The following is a 24,418-nucleotide window of genomic DNA, read 5'->3' as shown; positions in this document are numbered from 1 at the left end:
TAGAGGCGAGCGCAGCTGTCTCTATTGTCATCCGCTCCGGCGTTGACTAACCAAGATATCTTTTCGAATAAGGAGGAGGGATTATATGAGTTATACAGGTAGAGAGCTTATATACGGTGCTTTGTACATGAACAGTTGTCGTACAGCAAATATTGAACGGTTTATCGATCATCTTACGGAGTATCAAGACCTCGACGAGACTGTCTTACCTCGCGAGTTCGAGGAATTTGCACAACGCCTCGCATCTATTGTTGACGTCGACAAATTGATCGCTACGGATACTGATGCCCAGAGGCGACTAATAGCCACAGATTTGCGCCTTCTCGCGAGCGAAGGTTTTTCCGAGCGCAACCTTCCAGAATCGGTCGAACACGGCCTTACAAGTAGCGAGAAGACAGTTCGCGATCGCTTTGAGCAGCTCGGTCTACATCCTGTGGCGTCAAAACTCAACATTGTTGAAAGGTTTCCAGAGCCGTTTGATAAGTTTGACTGGGCGGCGTTCGCACCCGACCGCGAGGATGAACAGGAATTTGGCATTCCGCAAGGAATTTACTTCAAACGCTCACGACTTCGTCCTCTATATTCCCAGGCACTGTACGCGCACGAGGTTATTCATACGATAACTGGCCAGGTTGATCCTCACGTCTATGTGGGTGGTCTTGAAGAGGGTATTGCTGAGGTTATTGGAACATGCTACGGGGGGCTCGCCATGATGCCTCCGAAAGTGCTAAAGAATATGCTTGTTTATGGTCGCCATGGAGTAGAGCGACCAAAAATTTGGTCGCTCTACCGAGATCACACGAGGCAAGCCATGCTTCTGTATTGCGAGTTTGGCTTAACGGGCCTGTCCACGCTCGTGACACGGGGGCGAGAGGCGATTCATGCAGCTGCAGCGACTGTGCTTGATGGAAGCTACAAGAAATTAGACCTCCCGCGCGGAAAGTTTGACAGCGATACCTTATCAATTCTGGAATTCGCCTGCCTTGGCTTTATTCCATCCTATGCCTATTCACCCATCGACTGCCTGTTGGCACTTCATGTTCGCAGCGGCATGACCGTGACTGAAGTCTCTCATGCAGCCTCTATTGACCCGAGCATCGCTAAAGAGCGAATCTCGAGTATCGCCAGCGAGTCCGCACTGTTCGTATTGAATGGCAGCAAAGTCGGCTATTCAAACGTCGAGCGTTTGCTCTCTGCGGAAAATCAGGCGAGTGTCAGTATTTTGAGATACGTTCCGGGTAAATCGTAGGACTATGGATGTTGTCAATGGCAGGGAGGGATAGTTAGTGGCTAGCAAAGATTCAGTTGAACGCTCTACGGGGAAGCCAAAAAGAACTCTAACGGCAACACTAACAGACTTATACCAGAGTCGAGGGCTGCTTCTAGGACTATTGGCTACAGCGATAGGTCTCGTGCTGATATTGATCACGCCTCCTGCCTCTACTGTGATAACTCAGGACGCGACTGGCAAAACGATCGCGAAGGCTGCAGAGAACGTATTTACGAATCTGCACATTGATGATATAGGCGTCGCGATATTTCAGGCAGGCCTGACAATCGCGCTATTTCAAGTTCTATTGAATCGCGTGGCGGAAGATCGCTTTGCAGAGCGAGTTAGCCTTTCCCTGGTCGATCACGAGAGATCTCTCGAACTTGCAGTGGCTAAGTCTCTTTCTGCGGGCCGCAGCCTAGAATTACTCAAGCTAGCACCTCAGGAGCTTGACCAGGTTATCATGAACGCGGTACGACTTAGAACTGGGAACGCGGAGCTCGGATCTGTCATAGGACGAAAACTTAAGACTGGGGTTTTTGATTCGAATGAGACCTGGCGAAATTTAGTGGTTCGGGCCGAAATTTTTGATGTAGAGCGAGCGGCCGACACCGGGCGAAAATATGACTATTACAACGTCTATTATCAGTTCGGATATCATACTACCAACCTTCTGCGTAGCCGCTTTGCGCTAAAGGTGGCTAGATGGCAGGACGAGTATGACAAATTCTTGCGCGAAGACGAATTGGGGGCAGTTTGGAGGCTCCCTTCGACGGGGGAGCTTGACGATGACTGGAATTCTGGTTTCTCGTTAAGTAGCGTTTCGTACGGTGGACGACAGCTCAAGTTCCAGAAGAGTGATATCGAGCGAGAGTACGTAACATATTTGCCTGTTGGAGATTTTTCTGATCGCGACGACGTGTTCGTGCAATATTCGTTTAACGCGAAAGTGGTAGCCGATGGCAACCTCCTGAGCTTTGAGGTGCCGAAGCCTACCTTCTCTGCAACTTACTCGATAAGTATTTCCGTCGATGATATCGAGCGAGTTAGGGCATTCGACTACTTCGGCCTAACTCGACCGGCATCTATCGAATATTCGCCAAGTCTCGAAAACGCAAGAATTATAAGCATAACGGTCGACGACTGGATTCTACCAAAGGCTGGTACTGTTGTGGTTTGGAAGCGTAAGTTGTCTGGCGCATCGGCTTTACCTGCCGAGCAAGGCGGACAAGCCTGACGTGAACGGTAGGCATTTGCTTCTAGGGCGTGAAGCTTACAAATAGGCGCAAGGAAGGGGCTTCATGTAAGCAAGCTTTTGGGGTCTTTAATTCGACTGCGCTTTAAGGGTTACGGTTACTATGTGCTACGGTCGACTCTGTGCAGTCGCGGCTTTCGTGTAGCAAGCGCTGGAATCGCCGCGATCTTCTCCTCACTGAGGTGTTCCCAAACGATCCCCTTCGGCCGAGGCGCCGGTGCGCAGCGAAGGACTTCGTCCGGCGTCACGATGAGATCGACGCGAAAGTCGTGCTCTGTCTCGGGCAACTCCTCGTCGACGACCTGCAGCTGGTGCACGGTGGTGACGATCGTCGTGTGCGGGCCGAGGAGGCCAACCTCGGCAAGCAACCCCATCTCGATGTCGGAGAAGCCGGCGCCCTTGCCGACTCGGACGCCACGGTGGTCGACGGCCACGCTGCCACACATCACCAGGTCGACCGGCTGCATCTCCTCCGGCCCAACCGTCTCTGCGACTTCGGCGGCGCGGCTGCTCGAGGCGGCGTCGACGCCGACCTGAGCCGGGTCGAGCAGGTAGAAGGGCTTTGGGGTGGCGATCCGCGGCACCGCCATGTACAGCAGCTTCTGCTCGCGAAGCGCTGACTCCCGCACCGGAAGCTGGGCCTTATCGGGGTTGGCCTTCACGACCCGGGCCTGCCGCCACACGTCGAGTTCGGCCAGCCGCCGAGCAGCTTCTTCGGCGCCGATGAAGCTCGGGATATGGCCAGCTGCGCCCGGCGGCTCGACCGCGTGTGCCTGGTCGAGAGTGGCCCACACTCGTTCGCGTACTGCTCGCTTACCTGCCTCGACGTCCATGCCCTAGTTCTACCGGTTCATGGCGTGGCTATCAGCATGAAGAGCCGGTCATGCAGCTCTTGGACGGCCACTTCGTTGCGCCACGGCGCCAGCTTCCGCCCAGCTTCGAAGGCGAGCGTGAAGCCACCGCCGCCGCGGGAGGTCTCAAGCGCATCGATGGCCTGGTGCAGGCTGCTCGTGGCCGCTTGCAGCTCCTCTTGCTGGATGTACGCCAAGGTGAGGTTGCCGAGCACGATCGACTGCGACTTCTTCTTGTCATCAAGCGCGAGGGCGAGTGGCCGGAGGGTGGCTTCAGCTCGCTCCGGGAGTCCCAAGAAGAGGTAGCAGGAACCCGTCATACGGTCGATTTCCACCGCGGTCAGGTACTCGCCTGCCATGTCGATGTCATGCACGCGGTCGAGCTGCTGCCGCGCGGCATCGAGGGCCTGGTCGCAGTCCTGCCGCTGGCCGAGCATGGCGTTAGCTTCGGCCACGTGTAGAAGGGCGAGGCCGGCCAGCGCCGGGCTGGGGCCGAAGGCGGTATCCGCAGCTCGCTGAGCTAATGCCAAGCCAGCGGCAGGAGCCTTGTCGCCATACAGCGATAGGTAGCTGGTGCGGAGCGTCGCGTAGGCCTCGACGACGGTGTCGCCGCTGAGCCGGGCGGCGTCGATGGCCTGGTCGAAGTACTTCCGCGGCGCCTGGTGATCCCGCCGCTGCGAGGCGTCCCAGACAAGTTGGCCCAACAGGATGGCGCTCTCAGCCTCGAGCGCCACCAACTCACGGCGGGTCTGCTTTGACGCTGCCTGCCTCCTCAGGTACGCGATGTTCCCGTGAGTTTGAGAGGCGGAGGCCAGCAGGCTCGTCGACGGCTCGGCGCTGTACCGCATGTCGATCTGTTCGAGTTGGTGCCGGAGATCCGCGGGCGCGGGGTCGTTGGCTTGGCCCGCTGGTATGAGCGAAGTTCCGACAAGAAGATCTTCGAGTTCGCCACGCGAGATGCCGAGCAACTTGGCCAACTTCGGGCGCTTGTACGGCTGCGGCTCGCTCTTGCCCGACTCCCAGTTGCCGACTGTCGTGACGTCCACGCGGATCGCCTCGGCTAGGTTTTCCTGGGTAAAGCCAGCCGCCTTGCGGGCTCGGGCCAAGGCAACTCGCTTGGCAACCATATGTACCCCTCGTCGATACCGTCCGTGGCAGGCGCCCACATTACCGCAGGTCAGGCCCCCATAGTCGGGTTATTTTCGGGTAATTCTCGGGATAGGTTCTCTGGTTCCGGTCGCCGCACCCGGCCAAGGTCAAGTCGTGGCACCCGGCGCCGAGGTCGACGCCCGTCCTCTCCGGGAACGTCGCTGCTGGCCCCCGCATGAACCCTCGGTTGGCCGCGACAAAGAGTCCCTCGGTGCTGGGTGCCGCGCCAAGAAACGGACTACGGATGGAGCGGTCGCCATGACCGTACGAACGATCGATCTGCGTCGCCGAACTCAGGTCTCTTGCGCGTGGCAGCGACGCCTAAACCAGTTGTCGGCGACCGTCGTTGAGCGCTTGCCCGAGCCCGCGCAGCTCTACAGCTTGATCACGCTCACGTTCGTTCTGCATGAGCCCGATCCGGAGGCTGGCGATTGCGTTTGCTGCGCGGCGGCCTGGCCGTGCACCACGGTTCGCCAGGCATATCGGCTGCGCGAAGGATTCTGAAATGGTGGCCATCTGTATTCCCGGCTACACCGCGCGTGAGTCGTCGTCATGACGATCCGCATCTTCCTCGATCTCGACAAGCTGCACTTCGTCGTCAGCGGGCTGCGCCACCGGGCCCGGCTAGCGCGGGTGCCGAACCCCGGCGATTCCGTGACCATGCTCTGCGGCCTGGTCAACATCGTCGAGTACACCACTTCTGCCGAGCAGTCGGTGACGACGTGTTGGACGTGCGACCTGCACTACCGGCGCAGTCTCGGTTTCACGATTCCGTCGACGCACCCAGGCCTGAAGGCGGGCGTGGCGTCGTCGCGGAAACGGCCGTACGCGACCCACTCCAAGGTCTCCCCGTCGAGCGGCGAGCAATAAGCGCTGGCCGTACTTCGAGAAATTCGCACCACGTAAGGAAAGGTGAAGTCCATGCAGGGCGTTTTACCAGCAATACGAACGCATCCCGACCCTGTTCCACTACCCCACAACCCAGAGGCGCGTCTCCGTGCTGGTGTGGTCGGTCTCGGCAAGCAGGCGCTCGAGGACCACGTGCCGGGCCTGCTGGCAGCCGACGATGCGGAGCTCATCGCCATCTGCGATGAGAACGCCGGCGTGGTCGACGCCCAGGAAGATTCGCTCAAGGTCAACGGCTACCGGGACATCGAAGTCATGCTGGCCGAACAGCAGCTCGACTTCGTCATCGTGTGCGTGCCACATAGCGCTGGGCGGAAGGTCATCGAGGCGGCCGCGGCGCGCGGCGTCCACGTGCTGAAGGAGAAGCCGTTCGCGACATCGCTGCCCGAAGCCCAGGAGCTGGCTGTGCTCTGCCAGCAATCCGACATCGAGCTCATGGTCACCCTGCAGCGTCGCTTCAACCCCATTTACACCAGCTTCTCGCAGTTGGCCGACCAAATCGGCACGCCCTTCGTGATCGACGCCGCCTACACGCTGCACGTCGATGACCCCTCAGATGGCTGGCGCGGGCAGCACGCGGTTGCGGGCGGCGGCTGCGTCATCGACATGGGCTACCACCTCATTGACCTGCTGCTCTGGTACTTCGGGCTGCCGGATCGCATCACCGCCGATCGCTCGGTGAGCGCGCGGCCCGATCGCCACTACGACGCCGAAGACACCGCCCTCATTCACTTCACCTACGACCACGGCCTGTACGGCTCGCTGCTGCTGTCGCGCTTCATCGGGCCGAAGAACGAAACCATCAGGCTGGTTGGCAGCCGCGGCATCGTGCAGCTGGAGCGGGGCCGCATTCAGCGGATGACCAACGACGGTGACATTGTCGAGTCGCTGGTTCGTGAGCAGGCGTGGCCTTCGGCCGCAGCTTCGCAGATCAACCACTTCTGCCGGGTGATTCGCGGTGATCGCGCCAACCTCAGCAGCCCGCAGGACAACGTCGCGCATCTCGCCTTCATCGCTGCCTGCTACGAGTCGGCTCGAACGGGGCACCACGTGAACCCGAAGGAGCTCATGTGACCGGCGAACTGGCGCTCCTTGGCGGGACGCCCGTCATCTCGGAGCCGGGGCCGCACTTCAGCTGGCCGCCGCTCGACGATGGCACCGACCGTCGAGTCCTTGCTCAGCTGCAGCGAAGCATCTCGATCTACAACCGTTCCGGCGTGATCGCCGAGCTGGAAACGGCACTCGAGGACTACTTCGGCGTTCGCCACGCCGTCCTCACGAGTTCCGGCACGGCGGCGCTGCACTCGGCGTACGTGGCAGCCGGCGTCGGGCCAGGCGACGAAGTCATCGTGCCCGCCTACACCTTCCTCGCCACGGTGACGCCGCTGCTTCACCTCGGCGCCATTCCGGTGCTGGCGGACTCGGATGACACGGGCAATCTGTCGGTGGCCGATGTCGCCGCCCGCATCACGCCGAAAACGGTGGCCATTATGGCCACGCACCTGTGGGGCATTCCGGCAGACATCGCCGGGCTCAGGGCGCTGGCCGACGAGCACAACCTACTGCTGCTCGAGGACGGCTCCCATGCGCACGGCGCTGCGGTGGCCGGCCGCAAAGTCGGCAGCGTCGGCGATATCGCGGCTTTCTCCTTGAACGGCCCGAAGCCGCTCTCGGCCGGTGAAGGTGGCTTCGTGCTGACCAACAGCGACGAGGTCTACTACCGGATCCTCATGCATGGCCACTACAACAAGCGCTGCAAGAGCGAGATCCCGCCCAGTCATCCGCTGCACCGCTACGCGGTGACCGGCATGGGCTTGAAGTTTCGGATTCACCCGTTGGCCGCGGTCATTTCGCTCGGCCAGCTGGAGCGGCTCGACAGTTACCTCATCGGCCGCGCCGAGATCGCTGGCATCCTCGGCGAGGAGCTGGCAGACGTCGAGGGGCTCAGAACACCGCACGTCACGGAGGAAACGCTCGCCGCCTGGTACGGCTACCCGATCATCTATAGCGTCGATGAGCTTGGCGGTCTCCCGATCGAGAAGTTCTTCGAGGCTCTTCAAGCCGAAGGCCTCCTCGATGTCGACAGGCCAGGTTCGACGTGCCCGCTCAACCTGCTGCCGCTGTTCCAGGATCCGCGGCCGCTGTTCCCGCACCACCCGTACGTGGGGCAGATCAGTTACCGGCCGGGGCAGTTCCCGGTGGCAGAACGACTGCACGCCAACACCCTCAAGCTGCCGGTCTGGCACCGCGAAAGGGACATTTCACTGGCGCAGAAGTACGCGGCTGGCTTCCGTAAGGTGGTCGGCTTCCACCACGAACTCAAAGGACAGGCATGACTGACTCGACCACGTTCGCTGAACTCGCCGCCGAGGCCACAGCGGCAGGCATCCAACAGTTCGTTGTCGGCGCAGTGATCTGCTCCGCCGATGCGGTGCTGCTCCTGCGCCGGCCGAGCGACGACTTCATGGGCGGGATTTTCGAGCTGCCCAGCGGCAAGGTGGAGGCGGGCGAGTCGCTCGACGCTGCGCTGCTGCGCGAGGTGAAGGAAGAAACCGGTCTCGAGGTCACGGTGATTCGCCAGCATCTCGGCACGTTCGACTACACGTCGGGCAGCGGCAAGGCCAGTCGCCAGTTCAACTTCGTCGTCGACGTCGCGGCCACCGAGCCGATCGTGCTCGAGGAACACGACACCTACCAGTGGGCGCTGCTCGACGGAGAGTTGCCCGTGACCGAAGCGGTGAAGACGGTGCTGAAGTCCTACACCGAGCTTGGCTCAAGGGAGTAGCGCGGCCGTGCGTCACCCGTCCTCCGGACGGTGCACACTGCGCCGCGGTAGATCGACAGCCTGCAATCACCCTTGGGGCAACCGAGTGAAAGCGCCGCCATCTTGAACCAGCCGCATAAGAGCGACGTGTGGAACCTGTCCCACAAGCGGCGACGGCGGCAGGGCGGTTTTGCCGCCTGAGCTGGGTATGCCGTGCCGCTGATATCAGCAGCGGCACGGCATATTCCAATCGTTTGAGCTGAGACGAGCTACGCCTGCTGCGGCGCCTGAGACGCGTTACGCCTGCTCAACCAGAGCAACCCGCCGAGCGCCATCGCCGAGAGCGCCGCGGCTCGCAGCAGCACCGACCCAGCCAGCAGCACGCCGGAGGCGACGATGCCGAGCACAACAAGCAGCACAACGGCTTGCCAAGTGTGCTTCCACTCGCCCGAAGTAACACGGTCTGCCATGCGCAACCAGCTGAGGGAGTGCGCGCGGCAAGGCGGCTGGAGCACCATCGCTGCATCGCTGACCTCGTGCGATGGCTCGGCCGTAGCCTCCAGCAGCTCGTCGAGGCTGACGTACTGCGGCACCTCGACTGGCACAATGACACCACTTTCGGGTGAGGGTGTGACCAGATCAGGCGATGGTTTCTCTGGCGGTTCGCCGGTAGCAACCGGTACGGTCGTCATGTTCTCGTGTCTCCTTATCTCTTATCCGGGGGTTTGGTATCGCGACGAACACTCACGTGGCCCCCTGTTCGCGCAGGGGGTCACGTCCTAAACTGAGAGAAGAGTGCGGGGAGCACGATGCACGCACTGGCTGCACGACTCGCCTCCCCGGCCGCCGCTTGAGCCCAGCTTGCAGAAGATCACGGCCGAGGGCGAGTCCCAGACATGATTAATCGCCGACCGGTCTCTAATCGAGGTTAAACGGTCGCATGGTCGCGCACGTCCCGATACGAAATGCGTATACGGACCGCATGATTCCCCACTCTACACTCAAACGGGTGAATTGACACACCGCCTCGTGTGAGCTCTGCGATCAAGCGAAAGACTACTTTGCAGTAACGCATAGCAGCTTGGTCTCCAATGGGTGATTGTTGCGTGCATGCACGCATGCGAGTGGCGTGCGCGCAAGCAATTTGCCGTGCAGCCGCACGTGCAGCGCTACTTGGCGCACAAGATCGACCGCTCGCCGCAGAAGTAGCCACTCTATGTATCTGAGACATCATTCTGTCGGGCCGTCACGCTATTGGCGGAGCCTGCATCAGTGTCATCGATCAGGCGGAATTCTGCCCGTATAGCACGGAATTCGTAGTTGGCAACCTGGTCATGTTTGGAGAACTTCGTCATGTCCGAAGACCTCGACCGATCCGGCCGCATTGCCCACGAGCACGGCACTTCGCTGCCTTCGGAGGAGTTCGCCGGAGAGCTCAAGCGCCTTGCGCTCGAGCTACGAAAGTCGCTCACGGAAGGGCGTGTGCCTCGAACGCCATCTATGGTCATCCTCGAAGGGGTTGAAGCGTTGCTCGCGCGAGTTCAAGCCGGTACCGAACAAAACTCGAAACCCAAAGCTGAGTCGTGAGGGCTACCGGGGTCCAGCCAGACGCGTGTCTGACCTCTCTGCCCTCAATAGCATGCGGGCTCTTTAAGAGTGTTGATGCCCACCGGCGCAAGACAGGCGGAAATAGGCCCTGGACCACCGAGCTGGCACCGCTCAGCGGCCGTACGCCTACCTCTCGAGCCGCATCTCTCGCTACCGCCGTTTGTTCCCCAGGGCTGCTTCGCCACCGTGTACCGTCCTGGCGACTACGGGATGACCTTCGAGGAGGGTGAGCAGTGGTAGCGCTCGACATCTGGCACAAGCAGACGATGAAGGACGAAGGCAGCATCGTCCGCGTGAGTGCCTCCACCACTTTGGTTCACCGCATCGACATGGCGAAGCAGGGCGAGGTGTCAGCCAGCACTGAAGCTCCGATGTCTGCCGTGCGCCGTGGGCTGCATGAATTCTCGGCGACTGATGCGCAGCCGAGTGATGTGGAGAGCGACGCCAAATGACTGCCCTTCCGGATATTTTCTCGGAACTGAACGCCGATCAGGTGAAGCTGCTCCGGGTCATCTATGGCCCGGCGCGGGAAGCAGGCTGCTGGCCGAACTGGCGATGGGTCGATGGGTCGTATAGTGGCCAGACTGGGAAGGATGCACGAGATGTCCTTCGGTCGCTCCCTATCGTGTGGCCGGTTTCCTCTCAATTTCAGCGGTACGGCCTCGTAAAATATGTCGAGCAAGATCCTCGCGAGGACACGGAGATGCGCTTGACTGTGGCGGCGGCTCTGCACTTGCCTGAGTTTCGCAAAGTGGGTAAAAACTTCGTACGGATACTCCAGGTGCTTATCGAACAGTCGATGTACCCACCGCGTGATCCGTTCAAGGTGGAACCACTTGTTATCACGAACGTTGAGCTGTGGGAGAAGCATCGAATCCCGATAAACCCTGTCCTTGATCGCCTGATGCCGGACTTGCTCTGGGGTGAGCCCATGAATTTCACGAACGGTACCGGGCGTGCCCCTGGCGCGAGTAATTGGCAGCTGACGCTTAACCGAGAAGGGTTACGAAGAGTTCAAGAGGTCAAGGACCTCAGGGGCTATGTGGAAACTGTCGTCGCTTGGGTGCAGCGCATCCCCGATCACCTAGAGCGAGCCGTAGTCGTCGCCGCTCCTGCCGCAGCGCCACGCCTTGCTCCTCTGATCGTGCCTCAGTCGAACTATATTAATAAGGCTCTGATCGGCAGGTTGGAAGCGGTTCAAGCTGTCGCCAAGTGGAACCTAAAGAAGCTCCTGCAACTCCTTCTTGAGCTGAATGAAAACTACGCAAGCGAAAACGTCTACGCCTGCCATGCGTTGCTTCGAGCAATCCTTGATCACGTGCCGCCGGTATTTGGTCAGAAGACTTTCGGCTCGGTTATCGATCAGTACGGGTGGGGCAGGACGGACAAGAAATACATGAAGCGCTTAGAAGAATTTCGAGCACAAGCCGACGATGCTCTGCATCGGCAGATACGGCCGCGAGAAGACATCCTTGACTTCCACGACCTGCCACCCCGCGCTTGGGTAAACCGCTTGCTCGACGAGGCTGTTGCTGTCCTGGAGACAGAGACATCTGAGGTGTGAGGCTTCCTACTTTCAGGATCCCGTCATGAAGCCACTGCGCCGCAAGGACTGGAATATCGGAAGGCTACGACTTCTTCTCGCTAGTCGGCGGGTGCAGCGTTCGGTCGTTCCGGCGGGGTGAGACGAGCGTGAAGATCCAGAGCTTCACGGAGATGGGCCGGTCGTACTTGAACGCGAGCCAAACGAGCATGATGAACGTGAAGCAGATGATCCCCACGATGAGCACGTCCACACCAGTCCCACTCCTGGCGGCGAGTCCGGGGTGTCGAGCCGCCCGACTTAGGCTGCTGCGTGCGCGGTAGTACTTCTTCGGCGACAGCGTTGCTGGCACTCGGTGGACGCTTCGACCCCGGATGGCTCAGTTCGTAGCCAGGCAAAGGCGTCCGGAGCAAGCTCCCTATCAGGCGCCTTGCGGGCCCGATGGCCCCGGCAGACTTTGTGGGAAGACGCCTGCGTTTGCCGAGGGTGCGCCTTCGCCGCGATGTTAGCACTGTCGTGAACGCCGTCCATGCGCCCGGAGGCGTGTCGAACGCTCCGCAGTACTGAGTAGTCCCACTCACCCCAGCTTGAGTAGCCCTCCCCGACCTGGGTCGATGTGGTTCACAGGTGACCGAATGTTGTCGTATGGTCACGGGGACAGCACACGCGTCACCTTGGGAGGGTGTGGCAGATGGCTGGGTATGAAGCTGTACTCGTAGAGATCGACGAAGCAAGTAAGGCCGCCGGGCGATTGGTCGATGACGCCCGCGGGCTCGATACCGCCGGCGTGGTTCCGGCGGGTGATGCCGGTCTTCCCGGTACTCGTTCGGCAGGCAAGCTGGCCGCGTTGAAGTCTGCCTGGTCGGGCAAGGGCCAGCGGTGGGCCGGAGCCTGGGAGGCGTACTCCGGCGACCTCGGCAAGGCCGCGGCGAACTACCGCGCCAACGAAGCGGCCGCCCAGCGAGACCTGCATGTCACGGTCTCTCACGGAGGGCCAAAGGCCAGCTGATGGTTTCCTGGGGAGATCTTCGACGCTGGAATCCGAGCGTCCTTTCTGACATGTCGGCCGCACTCAACGGCAAGTACCTGCAGCTGCTGGCCTGCTCCGAAGACTTCGAGGACGCCGCGATGCCGAGCGGCTGGTCAGGTACCGCGGCCACCGCGGCAGCCGGTGCATCGAAGCGCCTCATCGAAGAGGGCAAGGAGTGGGCGGCCGAGATCGCGGCGATCCGCCGAGCCAGTGGTGATGTTGCCGACGCGGCCACCGGTGTTCTGACCGGCTTCAAGGAAGCCGAGGGCCTGGCCAAGGCGCATAACTTCACTATCGGGGACGATGGCGCCATCACCGACCATGGCCTGCCGCCGGATATCCCGGAAGAGCAGCGCGAAGACGTCGAGCGCGAGCGCAAGGTCGTGGCCTCGGAGCTGGGCGAACGTGTGAAGCAGACACTGCTCTCGGCCGAGGACGTCGACAACGACTTCTGCGCCGTGCTCGACCCGGCGATCAACGGCCACACGATCGACGCCAGCGGCGAAGGCACCAGCCTGGCTGCGGCCGGAAACGCCGGCGAAGCGCTTGGCTCCTTGTCGATCCCCGCTCCGCCTGCCGTCGACGCGGGCCCGGCGGCCAACGCCGCCTGGTGGGACTCCCTTTCGAAACAGCAGCAAGAGCGCCTGATCAAGGATCACCCGGGGTTGGTCGGCAACCGAGACGGTGTGGCGGCATGGGCCCGGAGTAAGGCGAACATCGCGCTCCTGGCGGACGAGAAGCAGAAGCTGCTCGACGAGCGCACCGAACTGATGCGCCATGCCCCGGCGGATCTGAGCCGAGATGTGCCGAGCGTGCACAAGTACCAGGAGCAGCTCGCTAAGCTCGACGAACGGCTGGCCGCACTGGGCAAGGTCGAAGGCATCATGCTCGGGCCGGACGGCAAGCCCAAAGCCGACAAGCAGCTCATGTCCCTCGACGTGACCGGCGACAAGGTGAAGGCCGCGGTAGCCAACGGCGACGTCGACAACGCCAAGCACGTCGCCGTCTTCACCCCGGGCATGAACTCCGCAACCGAGAAGAACCTCGACGGCTACGTCAATGACATGCAGACCGTTCGCGACAGCGCGAGCCGCATGCTCAACGACCCCACCGGGCAATCGGTCGCGACAGTTACCTGGCTCGGCTACGAGCCGCCCGCGACCGACAAGCCGGGCGACTACGTCGACGTCATCGGCGGCGGCGCGGCGCAGGATGGGGCCGAAAAGCTTGCCCGCTTCGACCAAGGGATCAACATGTCCCGGCCGGACGACCCGCACCTCACCGCGCTTGGTCACTCGTACGGCTCGCTCACCACCGGCATTGCCCTGCAAAGTGACACCGGCGTCGACGACGCCGTGTTCTTCGGCTCGCCCGGCATCTCCGACCAGCCCTATGGAGACGGCATCGGCGGCCGCTCGATCGACCGGCTGCACATCCCCGAGGGCCACGCCTACACACTCGAGGCGGACGGAGACCCGGTGGCCGACGTCGGCAACCTCACGCACGGGCGGTTCGGCGAAGACCCGGGCAGCATGGAGGGGATGAAGCAGCTCGCTACCCACGAGGCAACGTCGAAGTTCGATGGTCGCCCGCTCGCCGCGTCGACCGGCCATAGCGAGTACACGCTAACCACGGCAGATGGCACCGACAGCACCAGTAAATACAACATGGCTGCGGTCGTTGCCGGCCTGCCCGATCTGACCATCTCGAAGTAAGCCCAGGTGAAGCCCATGAAGCACGCCCTCCGAACCTCCAGCTGGATCGCTGGGACGGTGCTCGCCGTCCTGCTGACCAGCACGGCGTGCGATAGCAGCCCGGACTACCTCGACAACGACCACAGCAAGGACGGTATGTCGACCCAGCAGCAGTTCGGCGAGCTCCTTAAACGGCCGAACAGTGACGAGGCCCAGAAGACCTACCGCCAGGTGCTTGCCGATATACAGGCGAAGCTGGCGGATGTCGGGCTCAAGGACTGGAAGGTCGGGCAAGACGCCCGCGTCGACTCCGGCTGTAATGCCTTCCGAGAAGTCGACGTGCACGACGTGGCAACGACGTACACCGCTTGGGGCTCGCCGAACGAGGTCGCTAAGGGAGCCTGGCCGAAGGCCACACAGGCCCTGACAGAGGTAGCCGCTAAGCACGGCTTCACGAAGAAGGGCTTCGAGGTCAACAAGCCGACGTACCGCGAGTTCCACTTGCTGGATAGCTTCGGGGCCGACCTAACGCTGTCGAGCGGAAGCAACTCGACAACCGGAACGAGCAGCATGTTGACGCTGAAGACTGGGTGCCACTTGTCAGCGGAGGCGCATACGCGGGGGACGCCGCGGTCGACGGCAACGCCAGGGCAGTGACGTGGTTTTGACAACGTCAGCGAACATCTGGTTGATCCAGTTGGCGAGTTGAGTGATCAATAGAGTGGTGCTTGCCTGAGCTTGAGGGCTCGTCGGCGTCCTGCGGCTTCGCCAGACAAACCAGCAAGGTTTGTCGGCCGCAATTCGCCGAGGAGGTACTCGCTCATGAGCGAGCCAACAGGTACACCCGCGGGCCCCGGCCAGCTGAAGACACTAGCTGTCCGAATCACAGAAGACCTGCGTGCACAGCTGGACATTGTCGCCCAGCTCACGGGCCGTAGCGCGACTGAAGAGATTCGTCTCGCCTTGGAGCACTGGATCGAGAAGACCAAGGCTGACCCGGTCATTCTCAAGAAGGCCCAAGCGGTCAGGGCTGAGATCGAGCGCAAGGCTCAGACCGAGCGCGCGGCGATCGCTGCCATCTTCGGGGGGAACGCCGACCAGAAGTCCGAAGGGAAGGCTGCTGTCAGCAACTCCCAGACTGGGACGCGCCGAGGGAAGCCTGCGGGCGAGTAACCCAGACATCGTATTAAACGCGTCAGGACGGCGGGAGTCATCAAGCCTTCGGCCTACATCCGAAGCTCGGGCGACTCCCGCCATTTAACATTCATCACCTGTGTCACTATACGCCTGACTCTAACGCAATTTTTATTTCAAAGGTGACATAGACGCTGTACTGACCGCTGTGACGAACCACGCCATCTTGCTTATCGTAGCCAAGCAAGATTCCTGGCTTCACAAGCAAGCCGCTGCGCATGTCCTCACCCTGAAATTCTTCGGGGACTTGAAGGCCTCCCGTAGGCAAGCCGAGAGTTATCAGGCGCGTCGAGCCGCGTTGATAGATCAGTTTCATCGGTCGCGGCGAAACGAAATTACAGTTTGACCATACTGATTGCGCGTTGTTTGCGGACAATGTCGCTGCGACGCCAGGGTTGTAGATGGGCTCCGCGGGAAGATGTACCAGCAGGCGGGCATTGAACATCCGAGCTGGACCGGATGAGTAGCGGCCGTCATCCAGGTCGTCACCTACGTCATTGAAAATGCCGACCTGGCAGCGGTACACATGGCCGTCTTCTGCAATGAGTTGGTTGTTGAGCGGATCGGAGCGGCTCTTGTCGCGACAAGTAATCAGGTTCCGCTCGTCACCGTAGTTCGAGTTGTCGGTGATGCTATTGAATACTGCATAGGAAGGCGGGCTAGCACTAGTGAAGAGCTCACGTTCCGGCCCCCAGCTGCCTGTGTTATCGATCCTGATCGGACCAGTTGGCAGCTTGTGTTGTTCGATGGCAGTCGATGGAGCCAGTGCACTCGATGACGCGGCTTGCGAGTGAGACGGGGCGCTACTGTCATTTGCCAAGGAAATGGCAGTTACGACAGCTGCGATGAGCAAGGCCGTGCCAGCCAGCGCGTACCAGCGCCGCCCAGTTCGACTGAGAGATCGTAGGCAGCCCAGGTGCGGCTTAGGCGACGGCATCGGGTCGCTCGTATCTGGCGCGTCGGTCATCCGGACGAACGTGGTTGCCTTTTCGTCCGCTGTGGCGGACGACGGGATGTCGTCATCTGATTTCTTTGCGGCAGATTCGACATCGTCGGCGAACTGGGTTCTGAGGGCACTGGCGACTTCTTCGTCGGCCAAGTGCACCCTGAGCGCAACGAGCAGAGCCGCAAGCAGCTCGACCCGCTTCCTGCTCATACCTCCGATATTCTTCCAACCTAGCCACTGAGCTGCGCGAAGTTGCCGCACGGTCGCAGGTCCACCCTTGCCCACCTTCTCCATCATCTCGGACCAGGTGGTCCCATGCTGCTTGCATCGAACGGCCAAGACCTTCGAGAAGGCCGCCTCGTCAGTCAGCTGCAGTAGCTCGCCGGCCGCGGCAACCTGATAAGCATCAACCTGGCGTGCCTTGTGCTGCGTCGTCGTATTGAGCCCAGCGAGAGCCGCTTCTCGGCTGTCGTGAAGCACCGCGTTCAGGACCGTGTCAAGAAGGTTGACCCGACGACCAACCGCAAGAGGTCCGAGTTTCAGTTCGTCTTGCACCATCGATGCCAAGCCCTGACACGACTCAAGGGCAATACGGGAGGCGCTCAACCGGGCGAGATTAGGACAGGTCTTCATCTGGCGTTCGCCCTGCTGCCACGTCTTCGTCACGCACGGTAGCACTACTCCATCCGCTCAGAGTCGAGGGCTTCTAGGCTACTTTGTCCCCGCGCTGTGGCATGGCCTGCGGGCTGCGGCGAGGCAGCATTCTTGTGCCAGCAGATATTTGCTATTGCAAATATCTAATAAAAGTGTTAATATATGGAATGGGTCGGCCTTCAATTATCTGGAGGCCAGTATGCGCATTCCTATGGGTTTCCTCAATGAAGCCGCCATCGATTCTTTCCGCGAGTTCACTACGGGAACATCATCCGAAGAACTGCTCCCCGAGCATCATCGGTGCTTGGCGGATTACATTCGTTCGTGGGTGAAAAGCGGCTATGGCGTCCGTGTGTGCCAAGGAGACTTTCAACGGTTCACGCTGGCGATCATCGCCATCATCGAAGAGTGGCATCAAGCGCCCGATCTCCTCGACTACTCGTACTACGTCAGCGATGACCCCGAGAATGTCGAGGAAGCCACCATCGAGCGTCGGGTGGCGACGATCTTCGACGGTGTCGGGGGCTACTCGCACGAGATCCTCGATCCGTACTTCTTCGCCAAGGCGACGTGGCAGGAGCTGCACGGCGACCGTCCGCTCAGTCCCTACGACGCGCGCCCCATCAGCGAACGTCACTGAACAACCCGTCCGGCCGACCCCCGCCCGCTTCCCAAGGAGCGGGCTTTTCCTGTCTTACTCTCGGTTCCCGGCCTGTTCCCCGATGTCTCCCCGAGGCTCTGAGCTGCGACTTCTTCCGTTTCCCGGGATCTCTCCGGGTGGATCAGGGGAAGACTTTTGTCTCCCGTCTGACTCGTGCTCAAGTGGTTGCACGCCGCCGATCGGCGCCCGCAGAAGAAGCAATCAGCACCTGCGGATTTGCACCCCACCGCCAGTCAAGGAGTCACCCATGCCCCGGAACCGCTACACCACGTCCGTTCGCAAAAGCACACGCGCCCAGGTTGCGCGCCAGGAAGCAGAGCTGCGCTCGCTCGCGCAAGAGCTACGTCAGCCAAGCTTCGACTTCGTTCCTCTTTCCGTACGTAATGAGCAGAAAGAGAGGCGCAGTGCCCGCGTGATACACCGGCGTCGCGCTAAGTCTGAAAAGCAGGGCAAGTAAATGCCGGGCATGTTGGTCGCGCCAGCAAATCGAGTCAATCTTCTCTGGCTAGTGTGCCGACAAGAAAATCCCGTCAGAAAAGTCCGAGAGAAGGGAATTACTGTGTCTTCTTTTATCAAGAAGAACCTCACGCGTTCGGCCGTGAAACGGTCAATCGCGACCATCGCACTGGGAGTCGCGGTCGCTGCGATGTCCGCCTGCAGCTCGGCAGCCAATTCGGCTGGTCAGCTGGCCGCTGACCAGCAGATCCTCGCGATCTGCGACGCCGCAGCACTGCCGGCCGCCGACGTGCAGCTCGACGGCAGCGGCTCGAGCAACGCCGAGTCAATCGTCGAGGAGCGCTTCAGCGCGATCGAGGCGATCGTCCGCCGAACCGCCATCTGTGGCGGACGGCTCCGCGTGAGCGTCTTCTCGGCGACGAGCGCCGCGACGGCGGTCCTCGCCGACAGGCCGCTCCACCTCGAAGGCGCGACGGACAACGCGAAGCTGAAGAAAGCGCCGCCGCTGGTTGCCGAGGTCATGGCCTCTCTGCGCGACAAGTACGCCGAGGCCGTGAAGTCGCTTCCCGACAGCGGTACCGACGTGAGCGCTATGTATCGCCTGGCCGCAGAGTGGTCGGCCCAGGTCGGCGCGCCGTACCGGCTTCACCTCTACCTGCTGACCGACGGCTTCCAGACGGTGAATTTTCGGCTGGACGACCGAGCACGCAGTCGAGACGAAGCAGCGCGTCTCGCTGGTGAGGTCGCCGTTCCTCAGCTGCCAGGTGCATCGGTGCTGGTTGCGGGCCTAGGGCGAGTCGCGGACCACCCGCCTGCATCGAGCGTGGTCGACGGTCTGGTTGCGTTCTACGACGCCCTCTGTACCAAGACGTCCGCAGCGTCCTGCACGTCCGTCACTGACTACGCGGTTGCCGGTCGATGAGCGGCCGTCACGTCCTGCGCGGACGAGCGAACGGTGGCGACGAGAAGGTGCTCGTCACCTGGCGTAACGAGGCCGACAACGTCACCTTGCCTCGGATCGGCGACGTGGCGGCCATGCCGCGGCCGCAAGAGGTTGGCACGACCTACGTCGAGCATCAGTATCGAGCGCTTGCGCACGAGCAGGAGGCGCTCTGGTCGGCCGAGGGCGAACACGGAGCTCAGCCACACGAAGCGGAGGCAGCGGGCCTCGACCCAGCGGCGACAGCGATCACGTTCCTCCTCACCGAGGCTGAGGACGAGGTGCGGCAAACCCGTCTCGATCACCAGCACGCGGTAAGGACGTTGCTGCAGCAGGTGAAACGTTCGGTAGGCGCCAAACTGCGCTACTGGATTGGCCTGCCGCTTTTCGTCTTCGGTGACGCCGCCAGCGTGGCTTCGGCCGCGATCATCAACGGCGACATCGTCTACATCGCCATCTTCCTTGCGGTGGCATCGGGCGTCGCCGGGGTGAGTTCCGGTCTGCTCGGCGCCGAGCTGCGTGGCGTCAGATTGGCGCAGGCGCGACGGCGCGATCCCGACAGCCTTACGGAAGACGAGCGTCTCTACCAGCACTTTTTCGCTGGATCTGGCGGTGGAACGGGTGTGATCAAGCTGGTCGCTCTTGTTTCGCTCATCGTCGTCGCGCTCATCGCAATCGGCGTTGGAACACTTCGCGCCTCGGTGGAAGGCGGCGCAGCCGGGATGACGTTCGGGTTGCTGGCTGCTGCGACCGCGCTCGCTTCGGGCTTGCTGGCGTACTCGGCGTACGACGACGTCGCCGAGTTCCTCGAAGATCTCGGCAAGCGATCAAGGAAGGCCCAAAAGCGCTACCTGAAGCTAGCCAACTCCGCGGCGCTCCGGCAACGTCCTGCCGCTCTCGCCACGGCACAGTCGATTAAGGAGGAGTACGCCTGGCGTGGTCAAGCAGCGGCGCAGCACATGGAGTCGTTGTCTTGGCACATCCAAGTTCGGAATCCGGCAGTACTTGGGCACGGCTTTCCAGCCGGTGAACAAGGCGGGGTGATCGGCCGGCGACCGCGGCGAGGCGGTGCCGCGTGAACCTTCGAACTCGTCTGTTGCCTGGCGCCGGGTTGCCCGGTGAGCTGCTTGGCGCCGTCCCGGTAGAGCAGATCAGGCAGTCGCCGGATACGCCGAGTGCTCCGTACGTCCTGGGAGACCCAGGTTCGCCGGCGCCCTTCCCGACGCTCCTCATCGCGCTGTTCGACGATTCGGGCTCGGTGACGGGGCGCGGCGGCAATGACCCGCTGGCCGCCCGGTATGTCGAGGCCAGGCATGCCTTCGAAGTCGTGGCTGGTCGCTCGGTGCGGCGGGAACGTGGCGCGGTGCTGCACTTCGACACACCGTGCAGCGGTGACGTGCCGCCGGTGCCGCTCCGTGGACGGGCTCGGCAGATCCGCCGCGGACTGAGCTGCCCTCGAGACGCCAAAGGGTCAAGCGTCCTCGAGCCGAGCCTGCGCCGGGCGGTGGCCATGGCGCGGGCGTATCCGAAGCATGCCGCCACACTCCTGGTTCTATCGGACTTCCTGCTACTCGACCAGGAGCCGGGGGAGGTGCTCTCGGGCCTTGCAGGGTTCCCGGGAGACGTCCACGCCGTCGTGCTCGGCGATCACGTGCCGGAAGGCGTGCTCGACTCGGGCATCGCCATCACCACCATCACGGAGGCAAGCCCGCTCGGCTCAGTGGCGCATGCGGTCTTCGCAGGTCTCACGATCCACCGGGTGGAGGCGTCCGCTTCACCGGCTGAACGGCCGTAGAAAATTTCACAACAAGATCTTGCTGGAAGTCACAGCTGATTTATCGCTCCGTCGACCCCAGCAAGCAGCCGTCGGTTCGCTCGAAGTATCGAGCGAAGGTTCGGGCGAACCGACGGTTCCTGCTGAATGTGTGTCCGTGCATAAGTAGAGGCGTACTCGAGCGGCGCAAAAAGCGCATGCTCGAACTAAAAAGAAAGGAGCGTGATATATGACTAGTGCTACGCGTAAGGATCTTCCGGTGACCAAGTATAGTGCGATTCTGGCCGATCCACCCTGGGATATTTACCAGAAAGGAACTCGCGGGGCGCGGAACTACTACCAGCTCATGACGCTGGATCAGATCAAGGCCATGCCGATTGCAGAACTGGCTACGCCAGACGCGCATCTGTGGCTTTGGACGACGAACGCCACGCTACGCGATGGCTACGACGTCGCCGAAGCGTGGGGATTCACCGTGCGATCGCCCCTTCATTGGGTGAAGTTCCACCTTGGTCTTGGGCAGTACCTGCGCAACTCAAGCGAGACCCTGCTGTTTTGCACCCGAGGTAAGGCGCCAGTCAAGTTCAGGGGACAGCCGACCTGGTTCAACGCGCCTGCGCAGGATCATTCTCACAAACCCGAGGAGCAGTACCCACTCATTGAGCGGATCTCCGAGGGGCCGTACCTCGAGCTGTTCGCCCGGCGCCGACCGTCGAGCAACAAGCCATGGTCGGTGTGGGGTAACGAAATAGCTAGCGACGTCACCATCCCGGGCTACCCCGTCCCGAGCGACGCCGTGCATTTGCGAGGTCAGCGATGACCGACAGCGGCCCCAAAGGGCCTTTGTCGTTGGTGCTGCGCGCCAGCGTAGTCCTGCTCGGTGCGAGCATTGCGCTCAACCTGGCCGTAGCCTTCCTGGAGCCTGTCGTGCCATGGCTGTTCGGAGGACTAGCGCTCGCCTTTCTTGGTTGGTGCGTGGTGGCGTTCGTCCGGTGGCGGCGCTCGCGCTGGTAGTCATTGCGACCAACGCATACTAGGCGCACGCGTTGTTAAATTAACAAACAATGTTGACGCCGCGTCGAAATTAGGTAATAAGTTAAGCCGTTGCAAAGTGCTGAACGAGTGCAGCGTGAGCGGCAAGTGGAGAAAGTGAGGTGATATATGAGCCCAACCCCCAAAAAGAATGATAAGCATCGAAAGGAGCATCGTGAACGTCACGTCAGGATTCGTGTCATCCGCCGAGGTGCACCGGACATGCGCAAGCTCTCTTTAGCAATTATCGGCCTGGCGCTTGCCGAGGCTGAGCGAGAAGCTCAGGCACAGGCTGCTGAATCTGCGCCTGGTGCAGCCAGCAGCTCACCGCCCGCGGAGAAGGACGGCCATCATGGCGCCTAACGCACCCTCGCTCGTTTTCTCCCAGTTGCATCTGCCACGGCCCCTCGAAGCCGCCACGATCCTCCAGTTCCTCGAACGCCTGGCCTCTGACCGGGCTGAGCCGCGCGTCGTGTTCGAGGCACGGGCCGGCGAAGACGGGACACAACACCTGCTCGGCTGCCATGCCACCGACGTCCACCTCCTGAAACGGATCCTGCTCGACCTGCTGCCTGGCACGGTTCTTACGGGGGTCAAGTCAGTACCGCAACGTCCCCCCGTCGACGTAGCGCGGCGTCTCCGCCTGCGCTCGGCACATCTACCGCTGAGGACCGATACGGCTGAACAGACCACACGAGCCCTGCTCTCAGCCTTGGCCGTTCGTCTCGATGCAGGTGAGGCGATTGTCCTGCAGGTTCTCCTTGGGCCTCGGCATGCACCTCGGCCAGTGCACGCGACCGCGCCCAATCCAGACGGATCCCTGCTCGATGCGTTGACCTTCGGTGCGCGGCCGGCGACGCCGGAGACTCGGCAGCGGCTGAGGGATCGCGTCTCGCGAACGGGCTTTCGAGCCCTGATCCGGCTTGGAGCCGCAAGCAGCGATCGAGGTCGTCGTCGCCGGTTCATCATGGGGCTGCTGAGCGCGATCTCCACAGCGCGGAGTCCGGGAGTGGATGTGTCGCTTGCGCCGGAGCAGGCTGCGGCCCTTAACGAGCCGCGGCTGCCATGGCGATGGCCACTGCACCTCGCCGTCACCGAAGTCGTCGGCCTGTTGGCCTGGCCACTTTCCGACGGTGAGCTACCGGGTCTGCCACCAATTCACCCTAAGCCGCTACGTGCGGCCTCAAACGTGCACACCGGTCCGCGGGTCTTCGCCGTCAGCGCGGCGCCAGGCGACGACCGCCAGCTCGGCATCTCGGCTCAGGACCAAACCTTTCATGGCGCTGCGTACGGCCCGAGCGGCTCGGGCAAGACGAACGCTATCCAACATCTCATTCTGGCCGATATCGAAGCCGGTCGTGCCGTGGCCGTTCTCGATCCGAAGCGGCAGCTCATCGATGACCTCATGGCCCGGATCCCCGCGCATCGGGTCGACGACGTTGTCGAGCTCAACGCCGGCGACGCCACTCCGGTCGGCTTCAACCCGCTCGACGTCGGCCAGCGTGACTCCGACGTCGTGGTCGACGGCATCTTGGCGGTGTTTGCTGCCGTCTTCAGCGACGGCTGGGGACCGCGGACCCAAGATATTTTCTCGGCGAGTCTGCGCACTTTGGCGAAGGCCGCCACGCCGACGGAGCCCGCCACGCTGGTCGACATCACTCGCCTGCTGACGGATGCAACGTTTCGTCGCCGACAGGTCGGCCGCATCCAACACGACGTAGCACTGGCGGGCTTCTGGGCTTGGTACGAAAGCCAATCACCACAAGCGCAGGCGGCCGCGATTGCTCCACCCCTCAACAAATTGCGCCAGCTGCTACTCCGGCCAGCGCTCATCAGGATGCTCGATGTGCGTGAGCCCCGGTTCCGGCTCCGCGACATCTTCCGCGAGAACAAGATCGTGCTCGTGCCGCTCAACGAGGGACTCATCGGTCCAGGCACGGCCAGTCTGCTCGGCAGCCTGATCGTCGCCGACCTCTGGCAAGCCACGCAGGAGCGAGCCGGCGATCCCGCGGCGGCCAAGCACCCAGCGTCCATCTTCATCGACGAGGCGCCCAGGTTCTTGAACCTTCCCTTGTCGATGGCCGATGCCTTGGCTGTGTCCCGGTCGCTTGGCGTCGGCTGGTTCCTGGCAGCCCAGTTCCGTTCGCAGTTTCCACCCGCGCTCGCGCGGGCCGTCGACATGAATGCCCGAAGTAAGCTTCAGTTCGCCACGGAGTACGAGGACGCGCGGGATGCAGCCAAGCTCACCCGTGAGCTCACACCAGAAGACTTCATGGCGCTGCCGCGCTTCCACGCCTACGCCAACCTCGTCGCCGACGGTCACCCGTCGGGCTGGGCGCTGGTGAAGACGCTGCCGCCCTCCCCGCCCACGATCGACCCGGCGGTGGTGCGGGCAGCCTCGCAGGCCAATTACGCCCCCGTCGCAAAGGCGCCCCCATCGCCCTCCACCACTCAAAACGACGAGGCTAGCGAAGCAGCAGCACCCCAGGAGGCGCCTCAACCGATCGAACGGATCGGGCGGAAGCGGAGGACCTCATGAACAACCAGACGACGACTATAAGCAGTATCTCCGCTCGTAGGTTCGCCCAGATGTTCGTGTCGACCGTCCTTCATCAAACCCCCAGGCCACACCCCCTCCCACCCCTCCTCCGGGATGGGACTGACCCCCAACGTGGGGGTCACCGGGCGGCG

At 61.8% G+C, this 24,418-nt stretch carries 25 protein-coding genes; 20 read left to right on the top strand and 5 right to left on the bottom strand.

What is annotated here, in order from left to right; all coding sequences use genetic code 11:
* Positions 1 to 85: 85 nt before the first annotated feature.
* Both AMK34_RS42620 and AMK34_RS42615 read left to right on the top strand, forming a co-directional pair.
* On the top strand, positions 86 to 1,249 hold the full coding sequence (locus AMK34_RS42620; protein ID WP_143202424.1) for a hypothetical protein: 1,164 nt from the start codon (positions 86 to 88) through the stop codon (positions 1,247 to 1,249).
* A 163-nt stretch (positions 1,250 to 1,412) separates the two neighbouring features.
* Entirely contained in the window at positions 1,413 to 2,507 is a 1,095-nt protein-coding gene (locus tag AMK34_RS42615; RefSeq protein WP_143202423.1) for a hypothetical protein, read from the top strand.
* A 119-nt stretch (positions 2,508 to 2,626) separates the two neighbouring features.
* Here AMK34_RS42615 and AMK34_RS11215 read toward each other — a convergent pair whose 3' ends face one another.
* Both AMK34_RS11215 and AMK34_RS11210 read right to left on the bottom strand, forming a co-directional pair.
* The gene (locus AMK34_RS11215; RefSeq protein ID WP_073845042.1) at positions 2,627 to 3,358 is read right to left on the bottom strand and encodes a 5-formyltetrahydrofolate cyclo-ligase; all 732 of its coding nucleotides are present in this window, start codon (positions 3,356 to 3,358) and stop codon (positions 2,627 to 2,629) included.
* 17 nt (positions 3,359 to 3,375) lie between these two features.
* Positions 3,376 to 4,503, bottom strand: a complete 1,128-nt coding sequence (locus AMK34_RS11210) for a helix-turn-helix domain-containing protein (protein WP_073845040.1) — start codon at positions 4,501 to 4,503, stop codon at positions 3,376 to 3,378.
* A 280-nt stretch (positions 4,504 to 4,783) separates the two neighbouring features.
* Here AMK34_RS11210 and AMK34_RS42610 point away from each other — a divergent pair, with 280 nt between their 5' ends.
* From AMK34_RS42610 to AMK34_RS11190, 5 genes are all read left to right on the top strand, one after another.
* Entirely contained in the window at positions 4,784 to 5,029 is a 246-nt protein-coding gene (locus AMK34_RS42610; RefSeq protein WP_143202422.1) for a hypothetical protein, read from the top strand.
* 48 nt (positions 5,030 to 5,077) lie between these two features.
* On the top strand, positions 5,078 to 5,395 hold the full coding sequence (locus AMK34_RS11205) for a hypothetical protein (protein WP_073845038.1): 318 nt from the start codon (positions 5,078 to 5,080) through the stop codon (positions 5,393 to 5,395).
* A gap of 135 nt (positions 5,396 to 5,530) precedes the next feature.
* Positions 5,531 to 6,505, top strand: coding sequence for a Gfo/Idh/MocA family protein (locus AMK34_RS11200; RefSeq protein ID WP_241832753.1), 975 nt, complete (start codon positions 5,531 to 5,533; stop codon positions 6,503 to 6,505).
* On the top strand, positions 6,502 to 7,767 hold the full coding sequence (locus AMK34_RS11195) for a DegT/DnrJ/EryC1/StrS family aminotransferase (protein ID WP_073845036.1): 1,266 nt from the start codon (positions 6,502 to 6,504) through the stop codon (positions 7,765 to 7,767). Before AMK34_RS11200 ends, AMK34_RS11195 begins: the two co-directional genes overlap by 4 nt.
* Positions 7,764 to 8,216: an NUDIX hydrolase gene (locus AMK34_RS11190; protein WP_073845034.1), complete on the top strand. Its 453-nt coding sequence runs from the start codon at positions 7,764 to 7,766 to the stop codon at positions 8,214 to 8,216. Before AMK34_RS11195 ends, AMK34_RS11190 begins: the two co-directional genes overlap by 4 nt.
* Positions 8,217 to 8,464: 248 nt before the next feature.
* Here AMK34_RS11190 and AMK34_RS11185 read toward each other — a convergent pair whose 3' ends face one another.
* A complete protein-coding gene (locus tag AMK34_RS11185; protein WP_143202421.1) occupies positions 8,465 to 8,887 on the bottom strand; it encodes a hypothetical protein in 423 nt (140 codons plus the stop codon).
* A gap of 661 nt (positions 8,888 to 9,548) precedes the next feature.
* Between AMK34_RS11185 and AMK34_RS42605 the strand changes: the two genes are divergently transcribed.
* The 3 genes from AMK34_RS42605 (at position 9,549) to AMK34_RS42600 (ending at position 11,367) form a co-directional block, all read left to right on the top strand.
* Positions 9,549 to 9,782, top strand: coding sequence for a hypothetical protein (locus AMK34_RS42605; RefSeq protein WP_143202420.1), 234 nt, complete (start codon positions 9,549 to 9,551; stop codon positions 9,780 to 9,782).
* A 254-nt stretch (positions 9,783 to 10,036) separates the two neighbouring features.
* Positions 10,037 to 10,255, top strand: coding sequence for a hypothetical protein (locus AMK34_RS11180; RefSeq protein ID WP_073845031.1), 219 nt, complete (start codon positions 10,037 to 10,039; stop codon positions 10,253 to 10,255).
* Complete coding sequence (locus AMK34_RS42600) at positions 10,252 to 11,367, top strand: hypothetical protein (protein WP_143202419.1); 1,116 nt, start codon at positions 10,252 to 10,254, stop codon at positions 11,365 to 11,367. Before AMK34_RS11180 ends, AMK34_RS42600 begins: the two co-directional genes overlap by 4 nt.
* A 64-nt stretch (positions 11,368 to 11,431) precedes the next feature.
* On the opposite strand, the gene AMK34_RS42985 is transcribed toward AMK34_RS42600, so the two are convergent.
* Complete coding sequence (locus AMK34_RS42985; protein WP_158073283.1) at positions 11,432 to 11,599, bottom strand: hypothetical protein; 168 nt, start codon at positions 11,597 to 11,599, stop codon at positions 11,432 to 11,434.
* A gap of 438 nt (positions 11,600 to 12,037) precedes the next feature.
* On the opposite strand from AMK34_RS42985, the gene AMK34_RS42595 reads away from it, so the two are divergent.
* From AMK34_RS42595 to AMK34_RS11160, 4 genes are all read left to right on the top strand, one after another.
* Positions 12,038 to 12,355 carry a hypothetical protein gene (locus tag AMK34_RS42595; protein ID WP_073845029.1) on the top strand — a complete coding sequence of 106 codons (318 nt, stop codon included), beginning with the start codon at positions 12,038 to 12,040 and terminating at the stop codon, positions 12,353 to 12,355.
* Positions 12,356 to 12,405: 50 nt separating this feature from the next.
* Positions 12,406 to 14,091, top strand: coding sequence for an alpha/beta hydrolase (locus AMK34_RS11170; RefSeq protein WP_143202418.1), 1,686 nt, complete (start codon positions 12,406 to 12,408; stop codon positions 14,089 to 14,091).
* Positions 14,092 to 14,106: 15 nt separating this feature from the next.
* Positions 14,107 to 14,727: an LppA family lipoprotein gene (locus AMK34_RS11165; RefSeq protein WP_143202417.1), complete on the top strand. Its 621-nt coding sequence runs from the start codon at positions 14,107 to 14,109 to the stop codon at positions 14,725 to 14,727.
* Positions 14,728 to 14,892: 165 nt separating this feature from the next.
* The gene (locus AMK34_RS11160) at positions 14,893 to 15,243 is read left to right on the top strand and encodes a hypothetical protein (RefSeq protein WP_073845023.1); all 351 of its coding nucleotides are present in this window, start codon (positions 14,893 to 14,895) and stop codon (positions 15,241 to 15,243) included.
* A gap of 106 nt (positions 15,244 to 15,349) precedes the next feature.
* On the opposite strand, the gene AMK34_RS42590 is transcribed toward AMK34_RS11160, so the two are convergent.
* Positions 15,350 to 16,876, bottom strand: a complete 1,527-nt coding sequence (locus tag AMK34_RS42590; RefSeq protein ID WP_143202416.1) for a hypothetical protein — start codon at positions 16,874 to 16,876, stop codon at positions 15,350 to 15,352.
* 187 nt (positions 16,877 to 17,063) lie between these two features.
* Here AMK34_RS42590 and AMK34_RS11155 point away from each other — a divergent pair, with 187 nt between their 5' ends.
* The 6 genes from AMK34_RS11155 to AMK34_RS11130 all read left to right on the top strand — a co-directional run bounded on the left by AMK34_RS11155 (position 17,064) and on the right by AMK34_RS11130 (position 24,266).
* Positions 17,064 to 17,504 (top strand): hypothetical protein, encoded by a 441-nt coding sequence (locus tag AMK34_RS11155; RefSeq protein ID WP_143202415.1) that lies wholly within the window; start codon positions 17,064 to 17,066, stop codon positions 17,502 to 17,504.
* A 580-nt stretch (positions 17,505 to 18,084) separates the two neighbouring features.
* Complete coding sequence (locus tag AMK34_RS11150; RefSeq protein WP_073845019.1) at positions 18,085 to 18,903, top strand: VWA domain-containing protein; 819 nt, start codon at positions 18,085 to 18,087, stop codon at positions 18,901 to 18,903.
* Positions 18,900 to 20,000: a hypothetical protein gene (locus tag AMK34_RS11145; RefSeq protein ID WP_143202414.1), complete on the top strand. Its 1,101-nt coding sequence runs from the start codon at positions 18,900 to 18,902 to the stop codon at positions 19,998 to 20,000. Before AMK34_RS11150 ends, AMK34_RS11145 begins: the two co-directional genes overlap by 4 nt.
* Positions 19,997 to 20,716 (top strand): hypothetical protein, encoded by a 720-nt coding sequence (locus tag AMK34_RS11140; protein ID WP_143202413.1) that lies wholly within the window; start codon positions 19,997 to 19,999, stop codon positions 20,714 to 20,716. The genes AMK34_RS11145 and AMK34_RS11140 overlap by 4 nt, the downstream gene beginning before the upstream one ends.
* 238 nt (positions 20,717 to 20,954) lie before the next feature.
* Positions 20,955 to 21,515: an MT-A70 family methyltransferase gene (locus AMK34_RS11135; protein ID WP_198941668.1), complete on the top strand. Its 561-nt coding sequence runs from the start codon at positions 20,955 to 20,957 to the stop codon at positions 21,513 to 21,515.
* Positions 21,516 to 22,079: 564 nt separating this feature from the next.
* On the top strand, positions 22,080 to 24,266 hold the full coding sequence (locus tag AMK34_RS11130) for a type IV secretory system conjugative DNA transfer family protein (RefSeq protein WP_073845011.1): 2,187 nt from the start codon (positions 22,080 to 22,082) through the stop codon (positions 24,264 to 24,266).
* Positions 24,267 to 24,418: the final 152 nt, after the last annotated feature.

The organism is Amycolatopsis sp. CB00013 (genome assembly GCF_001905755.1).
GTDB classification, from domain to species: Bacteria; Actinomycetota; Actinomycetes; order Mycobacteriales; family Pseudonocardiaceae; genus Amycolatopsis; species Amycolatopsis japonica.
Note: the sequence above shows the minus strand (reverse complement) of the source record. Positions and strands in the feature narration are given on the sequence as shown.